18 protein-coding genes are annotated in these 20,994 nt (G+C 65.7%); 12 read left to right on the plus strand and 6 right to left on the minus strand.

All coding sequences use genetic code 11. The features are described 5' to 3' along the window. The first annotated feature begins 21 nt into the window (after positions 1–21). Positions 22–756 carry a 1-(5-phosphoribosyl)-5-[(5-phosphoribosylamino)methylideneamino]imidazole-4-carboxamide isomerase gene (hisA, locus tag HAH_RS14390; protein ID WP_014041574.1) on the plus strand — a complete coding sequence of 245 codons (735 nt, stop codon included), beginning with the start codon at positions 22–24 and terminating at the stop codon, positions 754–756. On the opposite strand, the gene HAH_RS14395 is transcribed toward hisA, so the two are convergent. Then, positions 753–4,463 carry a glycoside hydrolase family 97 catalytic domain-containing protein gene (locus HAH_RS14395; protein ID WP_014041575.1) on the minus strand — a complete coding sequence of 1,237 codons (3,711 nt, stop codon included), beginning with the start codon at positions 4,461–4,463 and terminating at the stop codon, positions 753–755. The two genes, hisA and HAH_RS14395, sit on opposite strands and share 4 nt — an antisense overlap. A 165-nt stretch (positions 4,464–4,628) precedes the next feature. On the opposite strand from HAH_RS14395, the gene HAH_RS14400 reads away from it, so the two are divergent. After that, a complete protein-coding gene (locus tag HAH_RS14400; RefSeq protein WP_014041576.1) occupies positions 4,629–5,231 on the plus strand; it encodes a class I SAM-dependent methyltransferase in 603 nt (200 codons plus the stop codon). 7 nt (positions 5,232–5,238) lie between these two features. Here HAH_RS14400 and HAH_RS14405 read toward each other — a convergent pair whose 3' ends face one another. Next, on the minus strand, positions 5,239–5,631 hold the full coding sequence (locus tag HAH_RS14405) for a nuclear transport factor 2 family protein (RefSeq protein ID WP_014041577.1): 393 nt from the start codon (positions 5,629–5,631) through the stop codon (positions 5,239–5,241). Between the two features lie 105 nt (positions 5,632–5,736). Between HAH_RS14405 and mutS the strand changes: the two genes are divergently transcribed. The 9 genes from mutS (at position 5,737) to HAH_RS14450 (ending at position 16,262) form a co-directional block, all read left to right on the plus strand. Continuing rightward, positions 5,737–8,502: a DNA mismatch repair protein MutS gene (mutS, locus tag HAH_RS14410; RefSeq protein WP_014041578.1), complete on the plus strand. Its 2,766-nt coding sequence runs from the start codon at positions 5,737–5,739 to the stop codon at positions 8,500–8,502. 74 nt (positions 8,503–8,576) lie between these two features. After that, positions 8,577–10,517: a hybrid sensor histidine kinase/response regulator gene (locus HAH_RS14415; protein ID WP_014041579.1), complete on the plus strand. Its 1,941-nt coding sequence runs from the start codon at positions 8,577–8,579 to the stop codon at positions 10,515–10,517. Positions 10,518–10,617: 100 nt separating this feature from the next. After that, a complete protein-coding gene (locus tag HAH_RS14420) occupies positions 10,618–11,634 on the plus strand; it encodes an ABC transporter ATP-binding protein (protein WP_014041580.1) in 1,017 nt (338 codons plus the stop codon). A 19-nt stretch (positions 11,635–11,653) separates the two neighbouring features. After that, positions 11,654–12,499, plus strand: a complete 846-nt coding sequence (locus HAH_RS14425) for an ABC transporter permease (protein WP_014041581.1) — start codon at positions 11,654–11,656, stop codon at positions 12,497–12,499. A gap of 141 nt (positions 12,500–12,640) precedes the next feature. Continuing rightward, complete coding sequence (locus HAH_RS14430) at positions 12,641–13,447, plus strand: LolA family protein (RefSeq protein ID WP_225306729.1); 807 nt, start codon at positions 12,641–12,643, stop codon at positions 13,445–13,447. 61 nt (positions 13,448–13,508) lie between these two features. Next, positions 13,509–14,693, plus strand: coding sequence for a LolA family protein (locus tag HAH_RS14435; protein ID WP_014041583.1), 1,185 nt, complete (start codon positions 13,509–13,511; stop codon positions 14,691–14,693). A gap of 364 nt (positions 14,694–15,057) precedes the next feature. After that, positions 15,058–15,429 carry an ArsR/SmtB family transcription factor gene (locus HAH_RS14440; protein WP_044952077.1) on the plus strand — a complete coding sequence of 124 codons (372 nt, stop codon included), beginning with the start codon at positions 15,058–15,060 and terminating at the stop codon, positions 15,427–15,429. Position 15,430: 1 nt separating this feature from the next. Continuing rightward, positions 15,431–15,742, plus strand: coding sequence for a DUF7521 family protein (locus HAH_RS14445; protein WP_014041584.1), 312 nt, complete (start codon positions 15,431–15,433; stop codon positions 15,740–15,742). Positions 15,743–15,812: 70 nt separating this feature from the next. After that, a complete protein-coding gene (locus HAH_RS14450) occupies positions 15,813–16,262 on the plus strand; it encodes a molybdopterin-binding protein (protein ID WP_014041585.1) in 450 nt (149 codons plus the stop codon). Between the two features lie 14 nt (positions 16,263–16,276). Here the strand turns inward: HAH_RS14450 and HAH_RS14455 are convergent, their stop codons facing one another. From HAH_RS14455 to HAH_RS20015, 4 genes are all read right to left on the minus strand, one after another. After that, on the minus strand, positions 16,277–16,477 hold the full coding sequence (locus HAH_RS14455; protein ID WP_008307333.1) for a hypothetical protein: 201 nt from the start codon (positions 16,475–16,477) through the stop codon (positions 16,277–16,279). A gap of 63 nt (positions 16,478–16,540) precedes the next feature. Beyond that, complete coding sequence (locus tag HAH_RS14460) at positions 16,541–17,047, minus strand: hypothetical protein (protein ID WP_014041586.1); 507 nt, start codon at positions 17,045–17,047, stop codon at positions 16,541–16,543. 89 nt (positions 17,048–17,136) lie between these two features. Further along, entirely contained in the window at positions 17,137–18,405 is a 1,269-nt protein-coding gene (locus HAH_RS14465; protein ID WP_014041587.1) for an HAD family hydrolase, read from the minus strand. Between the two features lie 108 nt (positions 18,406–18,513). Continuing rightward, a complete protein-coding gene (locus HAH_RS20015) occupies positions 18,514–18,657 on the minus strand; it encodes a hypothetical protein (protein WP_004590504.1) in 144 nt (47 codons plus the stop codon). A gap of 134 nt (positions 18,658–18,791) precedes the next feature. On the opposite strand from HAH_RS20015, the gene mutL reads away from it, so the two are divergent. Further along, positions 18,792–20,942, plus strand: a complete 2,151-nt coding sequence (gene mutL, locus HAH_RS14470) for a DNA mismatch repair endonuclease MutL (RefSeq protein WP_014041588.1) — start codon at positions 18,792–18,794, stop codon at positions 20,940–20,942. Positions 20,943–20,994 lie beyond the last annotated feature (52 nt).

The raw sequence follows: 20,994 nt of genomic DNA on the forward strand, positions 1-20,994 counted from the left end.
GCCGCCGCCGGACCACCGGCCATGTACCCCGAATTCGAGGTCGTCCCCGCGGTCGACATGCAGGACGGACAGGTGGTCCAGCTGGTCGGCGGCGAACGCGGCACCGAAAAAACCTACGGCGATCCGGTCGAGGCCGCACAGCGGTGGGTCGACGCCGGCGCGCGGACGCTCCATCTCGTCGACCTCGACGGCGCGTTCGAGGGCGAGCGACGGAACGCGGCGGCCATCGACGCCGTCCTCGACGCGGTGGGAGCCGACGTGGACGTGCAACTCGGCGGCGGCATCCGAACCGCCGAGGACGCCGTCTCGCTGCTCGACCGCGGGCTTGACCGCGTCATCCTCGGCACGGCGGCCGTCGAAACGCCGGAGATCGTCCGCGAAATCAGCGACGAACACCCCGGTAGTGTGCTCGTGAGCCTCGACGCGAAGGACGGCGAGGTGGTCGTCTCCGGATGGACCGAAGGCACTGGTCTGGACCCCGCCGACGCCGCCGAGCGGTACGCCGACCTCGGGGCCGGCGGCATCCTCTTCACCGACGTGGATGTCGAGGGGCAGCTCGAGGGGGTTCGGACCGACCCGGTTCGCCGACTGGTCGACAGCGTCGACATCCCCGTCGTCGCCAGCGGCGGCGTGGCAACCATCGACGACGTGCTCGCGCTTCGGTCGGCCGGGGCCGCCGCCGTCGTCGTCGGGAGCGCGCTCTACGAGGGGCAGTTCACGCTCGACGCGGCGATTGACGCGCTCGCCGAGGATTAATCGAGCGGGACGAACGGCAGCGTCGCCCGCGAGTCGGCACTGTAGGCCAGCGCGTCGGCCTGACTGACGCTCTCCGGTGTCGTCAGGTCCATAATTCGCGGTGCGTTCTCGACTGCACCGGGCTTGGCACCGCCGAAGACGTAGCCCCCGGCTTCTTCGGCGACTGGCCGGAGCGACCCGCGGTCCTCCGACTGCACCATCGCGACGACTTCGAGGTCCGCCGCGTCCGCGCCGCCGACGGCCTCGCGGTCGAGGCTGAGCGTGACTGTCCCCGCGTCCACGTCGACGGTCTCGCCGAGGGAGACCGCGTCCCCGTCGGCGTCGGTCAGCGTCGCACCGCTGGCGTCGACCGCGCTCTTTGAGAAGCCGCTGATTTCGATGCGGTACTGCCACGGGGCCTCGAAGTCGACGGTCGCGCCGAGGTCGTCGAGGCTGGTCGTCGACCCGCTGTCAGCGCTCGGGTCGCGCAGCCAGAGGACGAACCACTGCGGCGAGAAGCCGCGGCTACTGCCGAAAGCGTTGTAGAGAGTCGCCACCTTGAAGGTGAAGCGATGGAGGCTCGGTGTCTGTTCGACCGTCAGCGACTCCAGGTCGAACGCGCCGTCCTCGAAGTCACCGCTGGTCGGATACGTGTACGCACCTGGGCCGGTGTCGTCGCCGGACGGGTCGGCGAGTTCGGCCACCGTCGCCGGCGGCTTGACCGTCACCGTTCCGCTGGCGAGCGTCGTGCCGTCCGGGAGCGCGACTGACACGTCGTAGTCGCCGGCCGTGTCGATGCTGTAGCCGAACTCGTAGGTGGCGTCGCTTGTGTTGGGCGGGAAGCGGACGTTCGCTGTCCTGACAGTCTCGCCGTCGACGCGGAGCGTCACCGTGGTCCCGCCGATGAACGCCCCGTCGTTGCGCCCAGTGGCCCGGATGAACGGTTCTTGGATGAACACCTCGTCGCCGATGGTGACGTCGAAGTCCTGTGCTGGCCGCTCGTACGCCGGCAGGTCGTTGATATCCTGACCTGTTGCGCGCCGGAAGCGGACAGCCGTCCCGCCGCTGCCGACCATCGACGCGAGCAGGGTCGTCCCCGGTGTGACGACGGCCTCGTCGACGCGAACGTCGGTCAGGTTCTCGTCGTAGGCCGCGTCGATGCCGTCGGAATAGATTTCGGCGACGTACTTCGGGCCGTTAGGGCCGGTACCGTTGCCGCTGGCTTCGTTCGTCCCGTTCTTCTCGCCGTTGTCGTTCCCCGGCCCCTGTCCGTTGCTATCCGAAGCGGGCGAGAGGAACGACAGGGGTACGTCGATGGCGCGGCCGCCCCCGTCAGTCATCGCGCCGAGATACCATTCCTCGCCTTTCTGCCGTGCCGTGACCATGTAATCGCCGATCTCGGCGTCGATGACGCGCGTGTCGTCCCAGCCCGCGGCGGGCACGTCCTCGATAAACTGGAACGCCTCGACGGTCTCGCCGCGGATGGGAGCTGTCTCGGGGTCGGGCATCGGCGCGCCGGTGTCGGTGACGGCGACGGCGTCGAGGTTGAGGCCCCCGGTGTCCTCGGCGGTCAGCGAGAGGGCGATTTCGTCCTCGTCGCCGGACAGCGAGACGGTCGTCGAGACGCTCTCCCAGACGTCCCAGTACTCCGTGGGCGGGAACGTGACCTGGCCGGCCGCGGAGCCGTTGACAAGCACCGACGCAGTCCGGTCGGTGTCCGCGCCGATGGCGTTCTCCTCGGCGTCGCTGGCGTACCGGAAGTGAACGTCGTACTCGCCCTCGTCGGCGTCCTCGACGGTCCAGGAGACGGTCGCACCGGGCGCGGCGCTGTTGGGGTCGATGGCGACGTACTGCTCGCCCTGAGCGTTGGCCCAGCGGGCGGCCGTCGAGAAGCCCTCGATGTCGCCCCACTCGGCCTGGGCGACTTCGCCGACGGCGGCCGTCGGCGGCTGGTCGGCCAGATAGGAACTGGGTAGGTCGGCGGCCATCTGGAGGCCGCTGAAGTACGTCGGGTACATCGCCAGTTGCTTGGCGCGCGTGGTCTCGATGCCGCCCGACCCCGAGTCCATGTCGAAGATGCCCGGCGTGTACTCGACCGGCCCGCCCAGCATCCGCGTGAACGGGAAGGTGACGTGGTGTTCGGGGCTCACGTCGCCGAAGGAGTCGTACTCCTGGCCTTTGACCCCCTCGCGGGTCATCAGGTTCGGGTAGGTCCGCCGGCGGCCGGTCGGGTGAATCGGCTCGTGTATATCGAGCATCTGTCGATTGGCCGCCGCCGTCTCGGCGACCAGCGTGTGGTGGTTGACCAGTATCTGGTTGTGGTGGCTGTAACTCTCGCCCGCAAGGTCACCGCTGTCGGAGACGTAGCCGTTCTTGATGGTCCGGATTCCGAGGTCATCGTACAACGAAAATGCCTCTTCGAGCTGTGATTCGTAGTTCCGGAAGTCCCCGGCCGTCTCGTTGTGCATCGTCATCTGGGTCGGCGGGTCGAGGCTCGCGCCGTAGTCGGTCACTTCCGCCAGATCGAAGTCCGGATACGGTGTCGAGAAATCGAATCCACTGCCATCGCCCGGATAGCTCGACCACCCCTCGTTCCAGCCCTCGACGAGGACACCGGGGATGTCGTGCTCGCTGGCGAAGTCCATGTACTGCGTGGCGCGGCCGGTCTGTGCGCCGTGGTTGCCGGAGGTCTCCCCGGTGTACTCCCAGTCGGCGCGGCCGGTTATCATCAGCCACCAGACGCCGATGAACTTCTGGGGCTCTATCCAGTCGACGCCCTGCGTGAACACCTCCTCGTCGTAGTCTTCGTTGAGGTTCACCACCAGATTCGACTCGACGAGGTCACCGGCACTGGTCCCGACCTGAACTGTTCGCCATGGGGTGACGTGCGGGGCCGACGACGAGACCTTCGTTCCGTCGGGCAGCGGCGCGAGCGTCGATTCGAAAGTCGTGTCACCGGCATCAGACGGTGCGAGTGCGAGCGAAGCGTAGTCGGTGAGGTCGGCCTCGTGGACGGCGAGGTGGCGGCCGTCGTCGGTCCGCATCGTCATCGGCGTGTGGACGCCGTCGAAGCCAGTGCCGTCGAGTTCGCCGGCCACCTCGCTCAGCGGCGTCTCCTCGTACTCCACCTCGAAGTTGTTGTAGTCGTTGGGAATCCACCAGGAGGTGTAGTCCCCGGCGAAATTGTACTCGGTCCGCTCGGATGTGACGACGAACTGGTCGCCGAAGGGCTCCCCGAAGATGAATCGGAAGCCGACGCCGTCGTCGAACACCCGGAAGACGAGCGTCCCGAACCGCTCCGCCCCGGTCGACTCCGCGACCCCCAGCCGGAGTTCCGTGTACCGCTCGGTGATTTCGTCGTAACGGTCCCAGACTGGCGTCCAGGACGTATCGACCTCGGTTCGCTCGCTCCCGGTGACGGCCAGACCCGAACGGAACGGGTCCTGATTCCGGAACTCGAAGCCCAGTTCGGACTCCCCAATGAGCGTCGTCCCGTCGTGTGCGACCTCGTATGTTGCCACACCGTCGCTGACATCGACAGTGAGTGTTACTGCCCCGTTAGGTGACGAGATAGTCTGTGTGGCCGAGTCGTCGCCGTCTGTCACCTGTGCGGCAGCGTCGTCGGAGACGGAGACCGAGAACGCCGACGCGGCCAGCAGCGAACCGACCCCACCGAGGAACTGTCTTCGGCTCGGGTTAGATTTGGGCTGTGATTCTTCTTCAAACATCGAGTCGTTCCTCCCGCGGATAAGTAATAAAAGTTCACCTAGATTGCATACCAGTTGGTCAATGAATCAGTGAACACCATCGGAATATCGTGTTGGAGTCGAAATAGGGAGGTGACTGTGGAGAGGTAGCTGAACGCCTATCCGGCTTGCACACATAGTGTAGACATGGACCGCAACGAGGTGCGCCACGCGTGGGACAGTGTCTCCGAGACCTACGCCGAGCGGCGCGACCCGACCGGGTCGGACGCAGCCCTGCTCGACGACCTGCTCGAACGGCTCCCCGGAGCGCCGACAGTTCTCGACGTAGGCTGTGGTGACGGCGCGCGGACGCTTGCGAACCTCCCGCCGAACAGCGTCGGTCTGGACTTCTCGCGTGCGGGTCTGAACCTCGCCGCCGAGACAGTACCGGACAGCCGGCTCGTGCAGGGTGACATGACGGCGCTCCCGGTTGCGACCGACGGCGTTGACGCAGTCACGGCCTACCACGCCGTCTTCCACGTCCCGCAGGACCAGCACCCGACGGTCTACCGTGAGTTCGCTCGCGTGCTCCGACCGGGCGGTACCGTGTTGATGACACTGCCGAGCGGCCAGTTCGAAACCGTCCGGCGCGGCTGGATGGGCGGGTCGATGTTCTTCTCGGCACCGGGTCGGCGGGCGACGCTCGACCAGTTGGCCGACGCCGGCTTCACCGACACGGAGACCGTCACTGCGACGGACCCCCTCGGGAGCGATAGCGAGTTCGTCTTCGCCACGCTTGACGGCGATTAGCGACCGCCTACTCCCCTAGGTCGTCGGCCGTGCTGACGTGCATGCCGACGAACTGCCACTCGCGCGCCTCGCCGGTAGCTTCGAGGGTCCCGCTCCAGCGCGTGTCGTACTCGTGGCGGACCGTGCCCTCGGTGTCGGTCCAGCACAGGTCGACGGCGTCGCTGAACCACGCGTAGCCCTCGCGTTCTGTCACCCGGAGCGCATGGCTCTCGACAGTCCAGTCGGCCGTCGTCTCGGTCTGTTCCCGTAGTCCTGTTCCGATAGCGCCGGTTCCGACCAGTTGTTCAGAGATGCCGAACTTGACCACCGAGCGGTCTGCGTCATCGGCGAAAAAGGGGCCGAGCGGCTCGCCGGCCCGGAGCGCGGCGTAGTAGGCCGCGATAGTCTCTGCTGCGTTCATACTCGGCCCTACGGCCTGTGGCCCCTTCACTGGCCACGCCCGGCGGCCGCGAACACGCTCTCCCGACCCGCAATCCTTACGCCCGGGACGGCCACACGGACGTGTATGACAGAGGCGACGGGAATCGTCGGGGAGTTCCTCACGCTCAAGGAGGGGACCGACGCGGACCTGCTGGCGATGCAGTGTGGCGACTTCTACGAGTTTTTCGACGAGGACGCCGAAATCGTCGCCGACGAACTCGACCTGAAGGTGAGCCAGAAGTCCTCGCATGGCTCGTCGTATCCGATGGCAGGGGTTCCGGTCGACGACCTGACGCCGTACGTCTCCGCGCTGGTCGAGCGGGGCTACCGGGTCGCCATCGCCGACCAGCACGAGACCGAGAACGGCCACGCTCGCGAAATAACGCGGGTCGTTACGCCCGGAACGCATCTAGAGACCGGCGACGAGTCGGCGCAGTACCTCGCCGCGGTGGTTCGGGAGGCCAGCCGGGACGGCGGTGACACCTACGGTATCGCGGCGACGGACGTGACCACGGGCCAGTTTCAGGTCACACAGCTCGACGACGCCGACGCGGGCGAGGCGCTGACAGAGCTGTACACGTTCGGGCCGGCCGAGATTCTTCCCGGCCCGGAGCTCCGGAACGACGACGCGTTTCTGGACCGCCTGCGCGAGCGGACGGACGCGGCGCTGACGCTGCACGACTCGGCGTCGTTCGAGCCGGGCCGGGCGCGCCACACCGTCCGCGAGCAGTTCGGGAGCGAGACGGTCGATAGCGTCGGTATCGGCGAGCAGAGCGTGGCGGTCCAGGCCGCCGGCGCGGTGCTGTCCTACGTCGAGGACACCGGGGTCGGCACGCTGGCGGCCGTCACGCGGCTGCAGGCCTACGGCGAGCGCGACCACGTCGACCTCGACGCGACGACCCAGCGGAACCTCGAACTCACAGAGACCATGCAGGGCGACAGTTCGGGGTCGCTGTTCGACACTATCGACCACACGGTCACGGCCGCCGGCGGGCGACTGCTCCAGCAGTGGCTCCAGCGGCCCCGGCGAAACCGGACCGAACTCCAGCGCCGGCAGTCCTGCGTGGCGGCGCTGTCGGAGGCGGCGATGGCCCGCGAGCGGATTCGAGAGACGCTGTCGGACGCCTACGACCTCGAACGGCTGGCGGCGCGGGCCACGTCGGGGAGCGCCGACGCGCGGGACCTGCGAGCAGTTCAGGAAACCCTGGCGCTGCTGGGGCAGGTCGCCGACGCCGTCACCGAGACCGAGCGGCTGGCCGAGTCGCCGCTCGCCGACGCGCTCGACGGGGCCGACCGCGAGGCGGCCGACGCGCTGGCCGCGGACCTCGACAGCGCACTGGTCGCTGACCCGCCGGGAACGATCCGGCAGGGCGGACTGTTCAAACGGGGGTACGACGACGACCTCGACGAGATTATCGACGAGCACGAGGCCGCTCTGGAGTGGCTGGAGACGCTGCCGGACCGCGAGAAGGAGCGGACCGGCATCACCCACCTCTCTGTCGACCGGAACAAGACCGACGGCTACTACATCCAGGTCGGCAAGAGCGAGACCGACGCCGTCCCCGAGGAGTACCAGCACATCAAGACGCTGAAAAACTCGAAGCGGTACACGACACCCGAACTCGACGAGAAAGAGCGGGACGTGCTGCGCTTGGAGGAGCGCCGCCACGACATGGAGTACGAGCACTTCCAGCGGCTCCGGGCGCGCGTGGCTGAGCACGCGACGCTACTGCAGGACGTGGGCCGGACGCTGGCGGAACTGGACGCATTCGCGTCACTGGCGGTCCATGCCGTCGAGAACGACTGGACCCGGCCGGCGGTCGTCGACGGCAACGAACTGTCCATCGAGGCCGGCCGTCATCCGGTCGTCGAACAGACCACCGAGTTCGTCCCGAACGATCTCTACATGGACGACGACCGACAGTTCCTCATCGTCACCGGGCCGAACATGAGCGGGAAATCGACGTACATGCGCCAGGCGGCGCTCATCACGCTGCTTGCCCAGGTGGGCAGTTTCGTGCCAGCGCGGTCGGCGACAGTCGGTCTGGTGGACGGCATCTTCACCCGCGTCGGCGCGCTGGACGAACTCGCACAGGGCCGCTCGACGTTCATGGTCGAGATGCAGGAGCTATCCAATATTCTCCACTCGGCCACCGACGAGTCGCTGGTGATTCTGGACGAGGTGGGTCGCGGAACCGCTACCTTCGACGGCATCTCTATCGCCTGGGCGGCGACGGAGTACATCGTCAATTCCATTCAGTCCAAGACGCTGTTTGCCACCCACTACCACGAACTGACGGCGCTGGGCGAGGAGCTACCGGCCGTCGAGAACGTCCACGTCGCGGTCGACGGCGAGCCGCGGTCCGCGGAGGGCGACGGCGACGTGACGTTCCTCCGAACGGTCCGGGACGGGCCGACCGACCGCTCCTACGGCGTCCACGTCGCCGACCTCGCCGGCGTCCCCGAGCCGGTCGTCGGTCGCTCACAGGAGGTGCTCGACCGCCTGCGCGACGACAAGGCCATCGAGATTCGGGGGAGCGAGCGGGACGACGGCGGGACGACACAGGCCGTGTTCGACCTGGATTCGGGGCAGTTCAGGGACGGCGCGGCCGGGTCGGCGGGCACGTCAGCCGATTCGGGGACTGAGCCGGTTGCGGCCGACGGCGATCCCGAACACGCGCCCGGCGAGTCCGCAGCCGAGGGTCCTGCAGGCGACGCGGCTGCAGCGTCGCTCGACCCGGAAACCGAGGCCGTCCTGTCGGAACTGACGGAACTGGACGTCAACGAGACGCCGCCGGTCGAGCTGATGGCGAAGGTACAGGAGTGGCAGGCTGAACTGGACGACGAGTAGCAGACGCCACCCGATTTTCAACGGAGATACTCACGCCCGAAAGGGTATAGGGGAGTTGTCACTGCTAGAAGGCAATGACCGACCGGATCCGCGTTCTCCACGTCGACGACGACCCGGCTGTCGTCGAAGCGGCCACGAGCGCTCTGGAACAGGAGCACTGTGGCATCACGGTCGAGACAGCGACGAGCGTTGCCGACGGCATCGAACGGCTCGACAGCGACGCGTTCGACTGTGTCGTCGCCGGCTACGACCTGCCGGAGCAGACCGGCGTCGAGTTCCTCGACGCGGTCCGCAAGCGAGCGCCGGACCTGCCGTTCGTCCTGTTCACCAGCGAGGGGAGCGAAGCAGCCGCCAGCGACGCGATTTCCGCCGGTGTCACCGAGTATCTCCGGGTCGACGGCGGCGCCGAGCCGTACGCACGGCTCGCACACACCGTCGTCGACGCCGTCGAACGGACAGCCGACAACATCGAACACGCACAGAGCACGCGACGCGAGCGCGCTATCGAGGAGCTACACTCCACCGCCAGGGCGTTCATGCGAGCCACGACTGAGGATGCGGTTGCCCAAGTCACAGTGGACACCGCCAGAACCATCCTCAATATGCCGGCCAACGGCGTCCACTTCGCCGACGGCGACAGCCTGTATCCGGTCGCCTGGACCGAACAGGTCGAGGAACTCATCGGCACGCCCCCGGTGTTCGAGGCCGGAGAAGCGCTCGCGTGGCAGGCTTTCGAAACCGGCGAGGCCCGGGTCCACGACGATATCACGTCGAGCCCGGACCGGTACAACCCGGAGACGGATATCCGCAGCGAGCTCATCCTTCCGCTCGGGGACCACGGCGTCCTCCTCATCGGGTCGAGCGAGGTCAGTGCGTTCGACGACACGGACGTCACACTCGCACGGACGCTCTCGGTCCACGCGACGGCGGCGCTTAACCGTCTCGACCGTGATCGCCAGCTCCGCGAGGAACGCGAGTTCATCGACCAGGCGCTGGATACGCTCGACGACCTGTTCTACGTCATCGGCACGGACGGCAGCCTTCGGCGGTGGAACGAGCGCATCCCCGAAGTCACGGGATACAGCGACGACGAAATCGGCGATATGGCTGTCGCTGACTTCTTCCCCGATGACGAGCACGGGGCAGTCGAAGCAGCGATAGACGAGACGCGAACCACCGGCCGAGTAACTCTCGAAGCCGAGATTCTGACTGCCGATGGAGAGCGGATTCCGTACGAGTTTGCCGGCACCCGGTTGACAGACGCTGATGGAGCGGTCGCCGGGACCGTGGGTATCGGGCGGGACATCTCCCAGCGCAGGGCGTACGAACGGCAACTGGAGCGAAAGAACGAGCGCCTCGACGAGTTCACCAGTATCGTCAGCCACGACCTCCGAAACCCATTGACAGTCGCGGAGGGGAATCTGGAACTGGCCAAAACAGAATGTGACAGTGACTATCTTGACGAGGTCTCGCGTTCCCACGAGCGAATGCGAGCGCTGATAGACGACCTCCTCACCTTCGCACGCGCCGGCGAAACGGCGACCGACCTCGAATCCGTCACGCTCGCAAACATCGCCGAGGAGTGCTGGCAGACCGTCGAGGGGGACCGGGCGACGCTCGTCGTCGAGGCCGACCGTCAGATCCGGGCTGATACGGCGAAACTCCGCCGGCTGGTGTCGAACCTCCTCCGGAACAGCGTGGAACACGGATCCACGAGCGCTCAGGCACCGTCCGACCGCACCGCGGAACACGACGAGGAGAACCTAACTGTGCGGGTCGGGACAGTCGAAGACACGGATCGGCACGGTTTCTACGTCGCCGACGACGGGCCGGGCATTCCATCGGAGGACCGCGAACAGGTGTTCGAGGGGGGCTACTCGACCGGCGAGAACGGGACCGGGTTCGGGCTCAAAATCGTCCAGCGGATCGCCGAGGTTCACGGGTGGACGGTCACAGCCACCGAGAGCGAGGCCGGCGGCGCGCGGTTCGAGGTGACAGGGCTCGAACCTGCCTGAGCAGGCAGGCCAGTCGCCGAGTGCGGGGCCAGCGACATCTGCGGCAGGCCCACTGCGGGACGTGACTGACCTTTTGGTTCTGAAGCCCTCAGTATGGGTAATGTCATCCCAGCGCCCTTCCCAGCGGGACTCGCAGACCGCCGAGCAGTCGGCTGCGCCGCGGGACGGAGCGACGCCCGCACTCGCTGTCGAGGGGTTGTCAAAGCAGTTCGGCAGCGGTACGGACGCGGTGACGGCCGTCGACGACGTGTCGTTTCGCATCGAGCAAGGCACCGTTGTCGGCCTGCTGGGACCCAACGGGGCGGGCAAGACAACGACGATAAAATCGATTCTCGGGCTGGTGTTGCCTGATTCCGGAAGTGTTCGGATACAGGGTATCGACATGAGCGAGAAACCGCGGGCAGCCTACCGCCACGTCGACGGGATGCTCGAAGGGGCGCGAAACGACTACTGGCGGCTGACTGTCCGGGAGAACCTGCGCTATTTCTCGACCATCAAGGGCGTCAAGCCGGATGCCGTCGCCGACCGTCACGAGCGGCTACTGGAGAAACTCGACCTCCTGGAGAAGGCCGACGAGTCGGTCCGGGACCTCTCCCGCGGGATGAAACAGAAGGTGTCGCTGGCGAGTGTGCTGGCCAGCGAGTCCGATCTGGTGTTTCTCGACGAACCGACGCTGGGACTCGACGTCGAAAGCTCGCTGACGCTGCGTCGGGAACTGCGCCGCATCGTCGACGAGCGCGACCTCACGGCTGTCGTCAGCAGCCACGACATGGATGTCATCGAGGACGTCTGCGACCGGGTCATCATCATGAACGAGGGAGAGATCATCGCAGACGACAGCGTGGCGGCCGTCCTCGACCAGTTCACCGCGAACGCGTTCGCCGTCACCAGTCCGGACATCACCGACGACCTGCTTGCGACCGTCCGGGAGCGCTTCGAGGTGGTCGACGTGACGAGCGTCGAACGGGGCCGGCGCGTCGAGGTAGCGACCGATAGCGACGGGTTCTACCGCCTGCTTGCGCTGTGTCGCGACCACGATGTGACGCTTGCCACCGTCGGCACGGTCGAACCGGGTCTGGAGGACGTGTTCGTCGAAATCACGGGGCAGAAACGATGAGAGTGGCGGAGACGAGACGATGACCGCGAGCGCCGACACGCGCACAGAGGACAGTGATGGGACCAGTGCCCAGGCTGTCAGAGCCGCCATGCAGGCGGGCTATCTCGACCTCGCGCGGGCGGTGCTGTACCGCGAGTACCTCATCTTCGTCCGCTATCCGGCCAACGCCGTCGGCGGTATCGTCATCTCGGTGTTTTTCTTCGGCCTACTGTTCTACGGCGGCCGGATGCTCGCGGGACAGGCGATAACCGACTCCATCGAGGGCATCATCGTCGGCTACTTCCTGTGGTCGCTTTCCGTCGGCGCGTACCAGTCCATCTCGAACGACATCGGGAGCGAGGCCCAGTGGGGCACGCTCGAACGGCACGTCATGACGCCGTTTGGCTTCGCGCCGGTCGCGTTCTGCAAGGGTGTCGCGAAAGTCGTCCGGACGTTCATCACCTCGACAGTGGTGCTGGCGGTGATGCTTGCGATTACCGGGACGACGCTCCAGTTGAACGTCCTTACCGTCGTCGTCGTCGCGTCGTTGACCATCGCCTCGGTGCTTGGTCTGGGATTCGCTGCCGGCGGCGTCGCGGTGCTGTACAAGCGCATCGGGAACTGGCTCAATCTGCTCCAGTTCGGGTTCATTATCCTCATCTCCGCGCCCGTGTTCGAACTCGGCTGGACGCGGGTGCTGCCGCTGGCCCACGGGAGCGCGCTCCTCCAGCGGGCGATGGTCGACGGGACCCGACTCTGGCAGTTCTCGGCCATCGACTTGGGGCTCCTCGTCGGCGTCCCGGTCGGCTACGTCCTGCTGGGGTACGTCGTGTTCCAGTACACGACCCGTCGGGCCAGACGACTCGGCGTACTCGGCGACTACTGACTTCGGTAGACAGGAGGTTTTACTTGAGGTGCCGGTTATGTGATAGGTAACACTCTCGCTCGGGCTACGCACACAGCGTCGGGCGGTCCTCTGCCCTGCACCCCACAAATGGTCACTCGATATCTCTCATCGGAACGGCTGGTGCCCACCATTGCGACAGTGGTCGTCGTTGGTGTGCTGGCTGTTGCGACGTGGTCGCTCGTGTTCGCGAGTGACGGCGCCGCCGACCAACCCCAGATCGACAGGGACGTACAGCAACGCTACGAGTCGATAGACGGTGTCAGCGCGACCCAGACGACGATAGTCTCACAGAACGGGACAGTTACGAGCAGAACAACCTACGACGCGACGCTCCAACCGGGGACCCAGAAGAAACGGCTCGTACTCGTCAACAGTACGTCACAGGCGAATGACGTGCGTCTCTCGGACGGGTCGACGCTGTGGCTGTACAACGACAGTCGTGGAAGGGCAACACGAATACCCCTCTCCGAGACTGAGTCCGACAGAGGTGAGCGGCTACAGCGCCTCTTCACAAAACTCGACGAGTCGACAGCGGACCCCCGGTCAGTTGAACCACTCCCCGTTGTCCCTCGAGGCGAGCGATGGCCGGTCAACTCAACCGAGGGGATGACCGTCAGCTACCGGGGCACAGAGCCGGTTGACGGCCGCGAAGCGTACGTCGTCCATGTGACGCCGAGAAACGGGACAAAAGCATACGAGCAAACCGTCTGGGTCGACACACAGCGGTTTTTCCCGGCCAAGCAGCGGACTGCCTGGACGGCAGACGAGAAGCACACAGTCGTGACGACGAGGTATGCGAACGTCACGTACGACACCGGAGTTCCCCATGACGAGTTTGCCCCCGACTTCCCGGACGACACAGCAGTCAGCGTTCCGGAACCATCAGATAGGAGGTTTTACCTGCGCTGCCAGTTATGTGCTACATAATATTGTCGTTCAGACAGACCGAACGCAGTCGGGCAGTTCCCCACACCCGGTAACCTGATATATGGCCACTCGACACCTCACATCGGAACGACTGGTCCTCACCGTCGCGACGGTCGTCGTCGTTGGTGTACTGGCTGTTGCGATCTGGTCGCTTGCGTTCGCGAGTACCGGAACCGCTGATCAGCCCCAGATCGACGCGGACGTACAACAACGCTACCAGTCGATAGACGGTGTGAACGCGACACAGACGACGACGATCACCCGGAACGGGACAGTTGCGAGCCGGACGACCTACGACGCCGCGCTCCGGCCGGGGACCCAGAAGAAACGGCTGGTGGTCGTCAACAGCACCGTCGAGCGATACGACCGCCGAGTGTCGAACGGGTCGATGCTGTGGCTGTACGACCAGCGCCGCGCGAAGGCGACACGCATCTCTCTCAGCAAAACCGATTCAGACCAGGGTGAGCGGCTGCAGCGTCTGTTTGCGAATCTCAACATGGAGACGACAACCGACACGACGACCGACTCACCGTCGGTTGAGCCGTTGCCCGTCGTTCCCCGCAGCGAGCAGCGGCCGACCGTCTCTGCTGGCTCGATGAGCGTCAGTTATCGCGGTACTGAATCAATCGACGGGCGTGACGCCTACGTCATTCATGTGGCACCGAAAGACGACACAGCGGCCTACGAGCAGACGGTCTGGGTGGACACAGAGCAGTTCTTCCCGGTGAAAAAGCGCACTGCGTGGACAGCCGACGGTGAGCGAACAGTCGTGACGACGACGCACACGAGCGTCACCTACGACACCGGTGTGTCCGAGGACGTGTTTACCCCCAACTTCCCCGACAACACGACTGTCACTGTCCCAGAGACGCCCGAAAGACAGACCTACGAGTCGGTCGGTGCGCTCGAAGCCGACACCGAGATCCAGGTTCCGGAGCCCGACATCCCGCCGGGGTACGAACTGACCTACGCGACGCAGACGCGGGGGCGGATCCACAGCGTCGGCCTCCGCTACATGAACCGGACCAGTCTCATCACTGTCGGCAAATACGACCGGCCCGCTAACAGGGACAGCGCCAGCGGAGCGGTGACAATCGACGGGCAACCGGCACAGGTCAGCTACGGACTGACAACCTCAGTTTCGTGGAGCTGTGAGCGCTACCGATACACCGTTCGCGGTGAGGGCGTGTCCGCGGACCGACTCGTCACGGTCGGCCAGTCAATCGGCTGTCCCGGCGGCGAGTGAGCACCCTCGCTGGCATATCAAGCCGCCGTTTTCTGGGCCAGAAGTTCGACTGCACGTTATATTATGGAACCGCTCCTCAATTCGAGTGCAGCGGCCCTGACAACACCGTGCCACCAGCGCCCTCCGGCAATAGCCGCTGTCTGTCCACCATACTGCCCTATGGTTCCCCAGGGCCGCCACCCTGGGGGGAATGTGGGCCAGGCCGCCCGCGAACTGGTCCCCCTACCTCGCCCCACCTTCGCCCAAGGGCGGTGCCCTGACCCCACCGGTCTCCGCTGACACTGCGCCCTTCTCCGACGCGGCTGACTTCTGACTCGGAAACTGACGGGACCTTTTATTCGGGGACGGGACGTTGGTCCAGTACGTGAGTGAGGACCCGGCCGTGGGCGACATCCTCGACCTGCTCAGTGACGAGTACGCCCGGGACATCCTCGCAGCAACGAGTGTCAAACCCATGTCCGCGAAACAGCTCGCCGACCAGTGTGAGATGTCACAACCGACCGTGTACAGACGGGTCGAGTGGCTTCAGGAGTACGGCCTCATAGAGGAACAGACCCAGATAGAAACGGGCGGCAACGACTACAGCGTGTTCGCTGCCACGCTCTCGGAGTTCTCGCTGGCGCTTGCTGACGGTGACTTCGAAACCGAGATCGAGCGGACCGAACCGCCGGCGTTCCCGGGACAGGATGAACAGGACACCGCGGACCGATTCACAAAAATGTGGGAGAATCTCTGATATGGTCGCCATCGAGACGCTGATGGACTGGCTCATCACCGCCCTGGCGTTCGGCTCGACAGTACTGGGTGGATACGTCGGCTACCAGGCCTACCGGGGGTATCGCCGGCACAACAGCCGCGCGATGCAGTACCTCTCAGTCGGGATGTTCTGCCTCACGGCGGTGGCCTTCGTCGTCGCGTTCGCCGGCTCAGTCCTCCTTCGCCAGGGCCTGCTCGACAGCCAGTTCCAGCAACCGCTGACACTCGTCACTCGCGCCTTCCAGTTCGTCGGCGTCCTCTTTATCGCGTACTCGCTCCACTCCCGGGAGTGAGAGTCGGAATGTGTGTGGCGAATCACGGCCGTCCCGAACCGCTGAAGGGTCTCAGGGGGAAAGGATACGTATGGCGCAAACTGCGGGGGGACGGCCGACGGTCCGCATCGACGGGGCTGACCCGGTATTGCTCCCCTGGGACGTTGCACCCGAAACGCTCCCCTTCGATGTCGTCCGCGGCCCAGTCGCGTTCGAGTGTGCCTCCGGCGACCGGATCGAACGGGAGTACACCGGCATCGCTGTGTTCGACCTGTTAGAGGCGGCGGCGATGCCCGGCGACACGACCCACGTCCAGTTCGAATCGGCGAACGGCGACCTGGCGTGTATTCCACTTGCGGACCTCAACGACGCGGTGCTCGCGCTGGGCGACGGTCCCGGAACCGAGCCGGGGCGACCGCGGTTCGTCTCGCCCCGCGTGCTCGGCCCACGAACCGTCAAGAACGTCTGCCGGCTGCGGCCGCGGGCGCTCGCCGCCGGCGCTGACCGTGAGGCCTACGAGCGGCTGCCGCTGGACGAGTGACGCCGGACGACTGACTACTCCAGCAGGCCGATGTCCTTCGCCAGGCGGTCGGCGAGTTCTTCCAGCACATCGGGGTCGACCTCGGCGACCGGCTCACCGTCGTGGAGCTGCTCGTTGTGGCGCGCGACGGCGTCCTCGACGTCCTCGAAGGCGACCGATGTCCGCGTCCCGCACTCCTCGCATACGACCGGAATCTCGGGCTGGTCAGCTGTCATTAGCGGCAGTTTAGCTCGCTCCCCGATAAACGGACCGGAGCGTCAGCCGGGCGCACCTGGCAGTCACTCCAGGACGCTCTTGGGCCGCTTGAGGTAGAACGCCTGCTCGGTGACGCGCTCGTAGACGGCATACAGCGTCTCGACGGCGGCCAGGTCGGGGTCGAACTGCAGGTGCGGCGCGGTGTGGTACGCCTTGCAACTGGTCAGGAAGAAGTACAGCGTCCGGTGGTGGGCCGGCGTCGCGTCGACGACACCCATCGACTGCCCGCCCAGATCGTCCGAAAAGTCGTTGAGCAGACCGGCAATATCGTCGTTCAGTTGCTCGTCGGGCCGAGTGAGCGGCGCACCGAGCGTCTGCTGGAGGAACTCGCTCGTCGCCCGCAGGAACGGGTTCGAGTCCATCCCCGTCGGGTCCACCCCACTGAACGCGTCGTACAGGTCGAGCAGCGCCGTCAGTTCGTCGTCGGTCAGCGCGATGGGTTTGACGGGGTCGCCCTGCGGGAGCGAGTAGTCCGGGAAGGAGTACGACTGCGGGTCCGGCACCTGCCCGAACACGGTATCGAGACTCATGGTAGCAGTTCGGTCGGCCGACGCCTAACTGTTGGGTGGGACGCACGTCCGAATCGGGAACGAACCACAGCAACAGATGGGGCGTCGGCTCACTCGCCCTGCTCGTCCAGTTGCTCAACGAGGCTAATACCGTAGATAGTCCGCAACACCGTGCTAGCGTCGCCGGCCTCGTACACCAGGTCGTCCCTCGAACTGACGTGGTCGAGCACGTCGGGCGAGGAATGCGCGGGCGCGGCGGCGATGCCGGCGTCGTTCTCGTCGACCCAGCGCATCACTCGCAGGTCGCTCTTGCTGTCGCCCATCACGAGCGCGAACGGGTCGTCGATGCCGAGCACGTCGAAGGCCTCCTCGACGCCGGCGGACTTGTCCAGTTCGAGGCTCACGAGTTCGGCCGCGTCGCCCTCGTAGTAGCCCAGGTCGACGCGTTCGAGGATGTCGCGGAACGCCTCGGGCGCGTCGTCGATGTCGGCGTCGGTCGACAGGTCGCTCGCCGCCAGCACGTCCAGAATCTCCGGGTCGCGGCTGAAGTAGGCCCGCGCGTAGCCTGCGGGGTCGTCGACTTCGGCGTCGACCTGTGTGGCGATAGCGTCGCCAACGAGGCCACAGAGGTACCGCAGCGACTCGTCGATGATTTCGACGGCGTTGTCGCTGCCGACCTCGGCGTTGGGTTTCAGCGTGACGTTGAACTCGTTGCCCTGGAGGTGACAGCGCTTGCCGACGGCGTCGGGGGCCTCCGAGAGGACTCGCCGCCGGACGGTCTCGAACACGTCCACGACCGCTCCGTCGAGGCGTTCGTAGAGCAGTCGCTTGGTGTCCTCGCCGTGTTTGGGCGTGAACACGCCGTTACCGGACTCGTAGACGATGCTCATCTGGCCGGAGGAGACGAGATCGTTGCCAAGCCCCTGTATCATGAACCCCTTGACGTTCTCCAACGTCTGGCCGGTACAGACGACGATAGGGACGCCCGCTTCGTGGAACTGCGTCAGGAGATACAGCGTGTCACGGGGGATTTCGTTGTCGGTGTCACCGGCCGACCGGAGCGTCTCGTCGACGTCCAGCACGAGCACGTTCACCGACCGGTCGTACTTCGAGTAGAGGTCGAGCGCGGTAAAGGCCTCGTCGCGGGTCAGCCGAGCCGCGATTTCCGCATAGGTCTCGCCGGTCCCGGGAAACTCGTCAGTGATGTCGGATTTGAGAGCGTCAAGGCGGTCACTGGCGGTTTCCCACTGTTCCAGGGCGACAGTCGAGCTGAGCGGAGGAAACAGGTCGACGAACTCCTGATAGCCACGCAGCGTCGTCGTGTCTACGCTCTTATACAGACGGTAGAGTTGGTCGTATTGTTCCATGTCGATATCCACAGGATAGTGGCGACTAACGGCGAGCGTACTTTAGCTATCGGGTTTGCGATACTCACACACGACAAAAAATGGCTGGTTTGCCAACACCGCATCGAAGGTGTGCCGCTGCTACGCCTCGTCGCCGCCGTCGGTCAGCACCTCGGTTTCGGTCGCCTCCTCGTTGAGGAAGGATGGGAGTTCCTCCTCGTCCTCGTCAGTTGCCTCGTCGTCCGCCGTCGCTTCGGTCCAGGAGCGTTCTCTGTGGTGGCACATAGGTCGTCACCATGGGAGGTTCAGGACTGTTTTGTGTTAACTATTTTCATGACAATGCTGATAGGCACGGCGAAGGCAGACAGTATCAAGTCGCTTCGCCCGTTAGCCGGTGGCAATCACATGCGGAGGCACGTATGACCGATATCCAGCGACTCGACGACCGGACCGTCGAACGCATCGCGGCCGGCGAGGTGGTCGAGCGACCGGCCTCCGTCGTCAAGGAACTGGTCGAGAATGCCATCGACGCCGACGCGACCCGGGTCGAGGTCGTCGTCGAAGCCGGCGGAACCGACGGGATTCGCGTCACGGACGACGGCGTCGGGATGGACCGCGAGGCCGTCGAGACGGCCGTCGAGAAACACACCACCTCGAAGATTCGCGATATCGCAGACCTGGAGGGCGGCGTGGGAACGCTCGGGTTCCGCGGCGAGGCGCTGCACGCGATCGGGGCGGTCTCACGGCTGACGATCCGGACCAGACCCCGCGGCGGCGACGTGGGAACCGAACTGGTGCTCGAAGGCGGTGACGTCACGTCAGTCAGCCCCGCCGGCTGTCCGGAGGGGACAACGATGGCGGTAGAAGACCTCTTCTATAACGTCCCAGCCCGCCGGAAGTACCTCAAACAAGAGTCGACGGAGTTCGCACACGTCAACACCGTCGTCGCCAGCTACGCGCTGGCTAACCCGGACGTGGCCGTCTCGCTGACCCACGGCGACCGCGAAACGTTTTCGACGACCGGCCAAGGCGACCTGCGCGAGACGGTGATGTCCGTCTACGGCCGGGAAGTCGCCGAGTCGATGATCTCGGTCGGAGCAGGTTCGGAAGCGAACGCGGATGGCGACGAGAGTGATAGTTTCCCTGACGGGCCGCTCGACGGCGTCCACGGCCTCGTCTCGCACCCCGAGACGAACCGCGCCGGCCGCGAGTACCTCTCGACGTACGTCAACGGCCGCTATGTCCGGGCCGGTACCGTTCGCGACGCCGTCGTCGACGCCTACGGGACCCAGATCGCGCCGGACCGCTACCCCTTCGCCGTCCTCTTTCTGGACGTGCCCGCGGGCGACGTGGACGTGAACGTCCATCCCCGCAAAATGGAGGTCCGCTTCGCCGACGACGAGGGTGTTCGCGAGCAGGTCCGGACTGCCGTCGAGGACGCGTTGTTGCGGGAAGGGCTACTGCGCTCGACAGCACCGCGTGGCCGGTCGGCACCCGAGCAGACAGAGATAACGCCGGAATCGAACGGGACGAGCGACAGCGAGCGCGAGCGGTCGAGTCCGGACGGCCGGGACACCGGAGACGAAGCAGCAACGCCGGGACGGACGGATACCACCGCAACGGGCAGCGCTGATGCAACAGCACAGGAGCCGGATACCGAGCCCACAGACCGACCGGACAGCACGCAGACCGAGACAGCGGGTAGCCAGTCCTCCGGCACAGCCCAATCCATTCAATCAGCCGACACGAAACGGCCCTCCGCGACCGACCCAACGGACGATGCGTCGGGCGAATCCGGGGTGCGCGATCCAGAGGGTAGTGTTTCGAGTGGAAATAGCAATGGTGAGCGCCGTGACGCGTCCGCAGCGGGACGGACAGCCACGGAGAGCGAGGGGCGGAAGTTCACCGGCGGGCAGGAGCAGGCGCGCCTCGGCGACGACCCGGAAGCAACCCACGAGTCGCTGCCCTCGATGCGGATTCTCGGACAGTTAGCCGACACCTACGTCGTCGCGGAGACGGACGACGGCCTCGTGCTGGTCGACCAGCACGCGGCGGACGAGCGGGTCAACTACGAACGGCTGAAGGCCAAGTTCGAGGGCGAAACGACGACGCAGGCACTTGCTAACCCTGTCGAACTGGAACTAACCGCGCGCGAGGCCGAGGTGTTCGACCGGCGTAGCGACGCGCTGGCGAGTCTGGGGTTCCACACGGCGCGCACGGGTGAGCGAAGCATCGAGGTCCGGACCCTTCCGGGCGTCATCGCCGATGCGGCCGGCCCGGACATCGTCAGGGACGTACTGGGCGCGTTCGTCGCCGGCGACGACGAAGCGGCAGCGACGGTCGAAGCGGCGGCCGACGAACTGCTCGGCGACCTGGCGTGTTACCCCTCGGTGACCGGGAACACGTCGCTGACCGAGGGCTCCGTCCGGGAGCTACTCGCCGCACTGGACGACTGTGAGAACCCCTACGCGTGTCCCCATGGGCGACCGACGGTCATTCACATCGACCGGCAGGAACTCGAAGACAGGTTCGAGCGTGATTACCCCGGGCACGGCGGTCGCCGGCGATAGCGAGGGAGGACGGCCCGTCCCCCGGCACAGCAGTCGATACAGCCGATTAAAC

This window comes from Haloarcula hispanica ATCC 33960, from assembly GCF_000223905.1.
In the GTDB taxonomy this organism is placed as follows: Archaea; Halobacteriota; Halobacteria; order Halobacteriales; family Haloarculaceae; genus Haloarcula; species Haloarcula hispanica.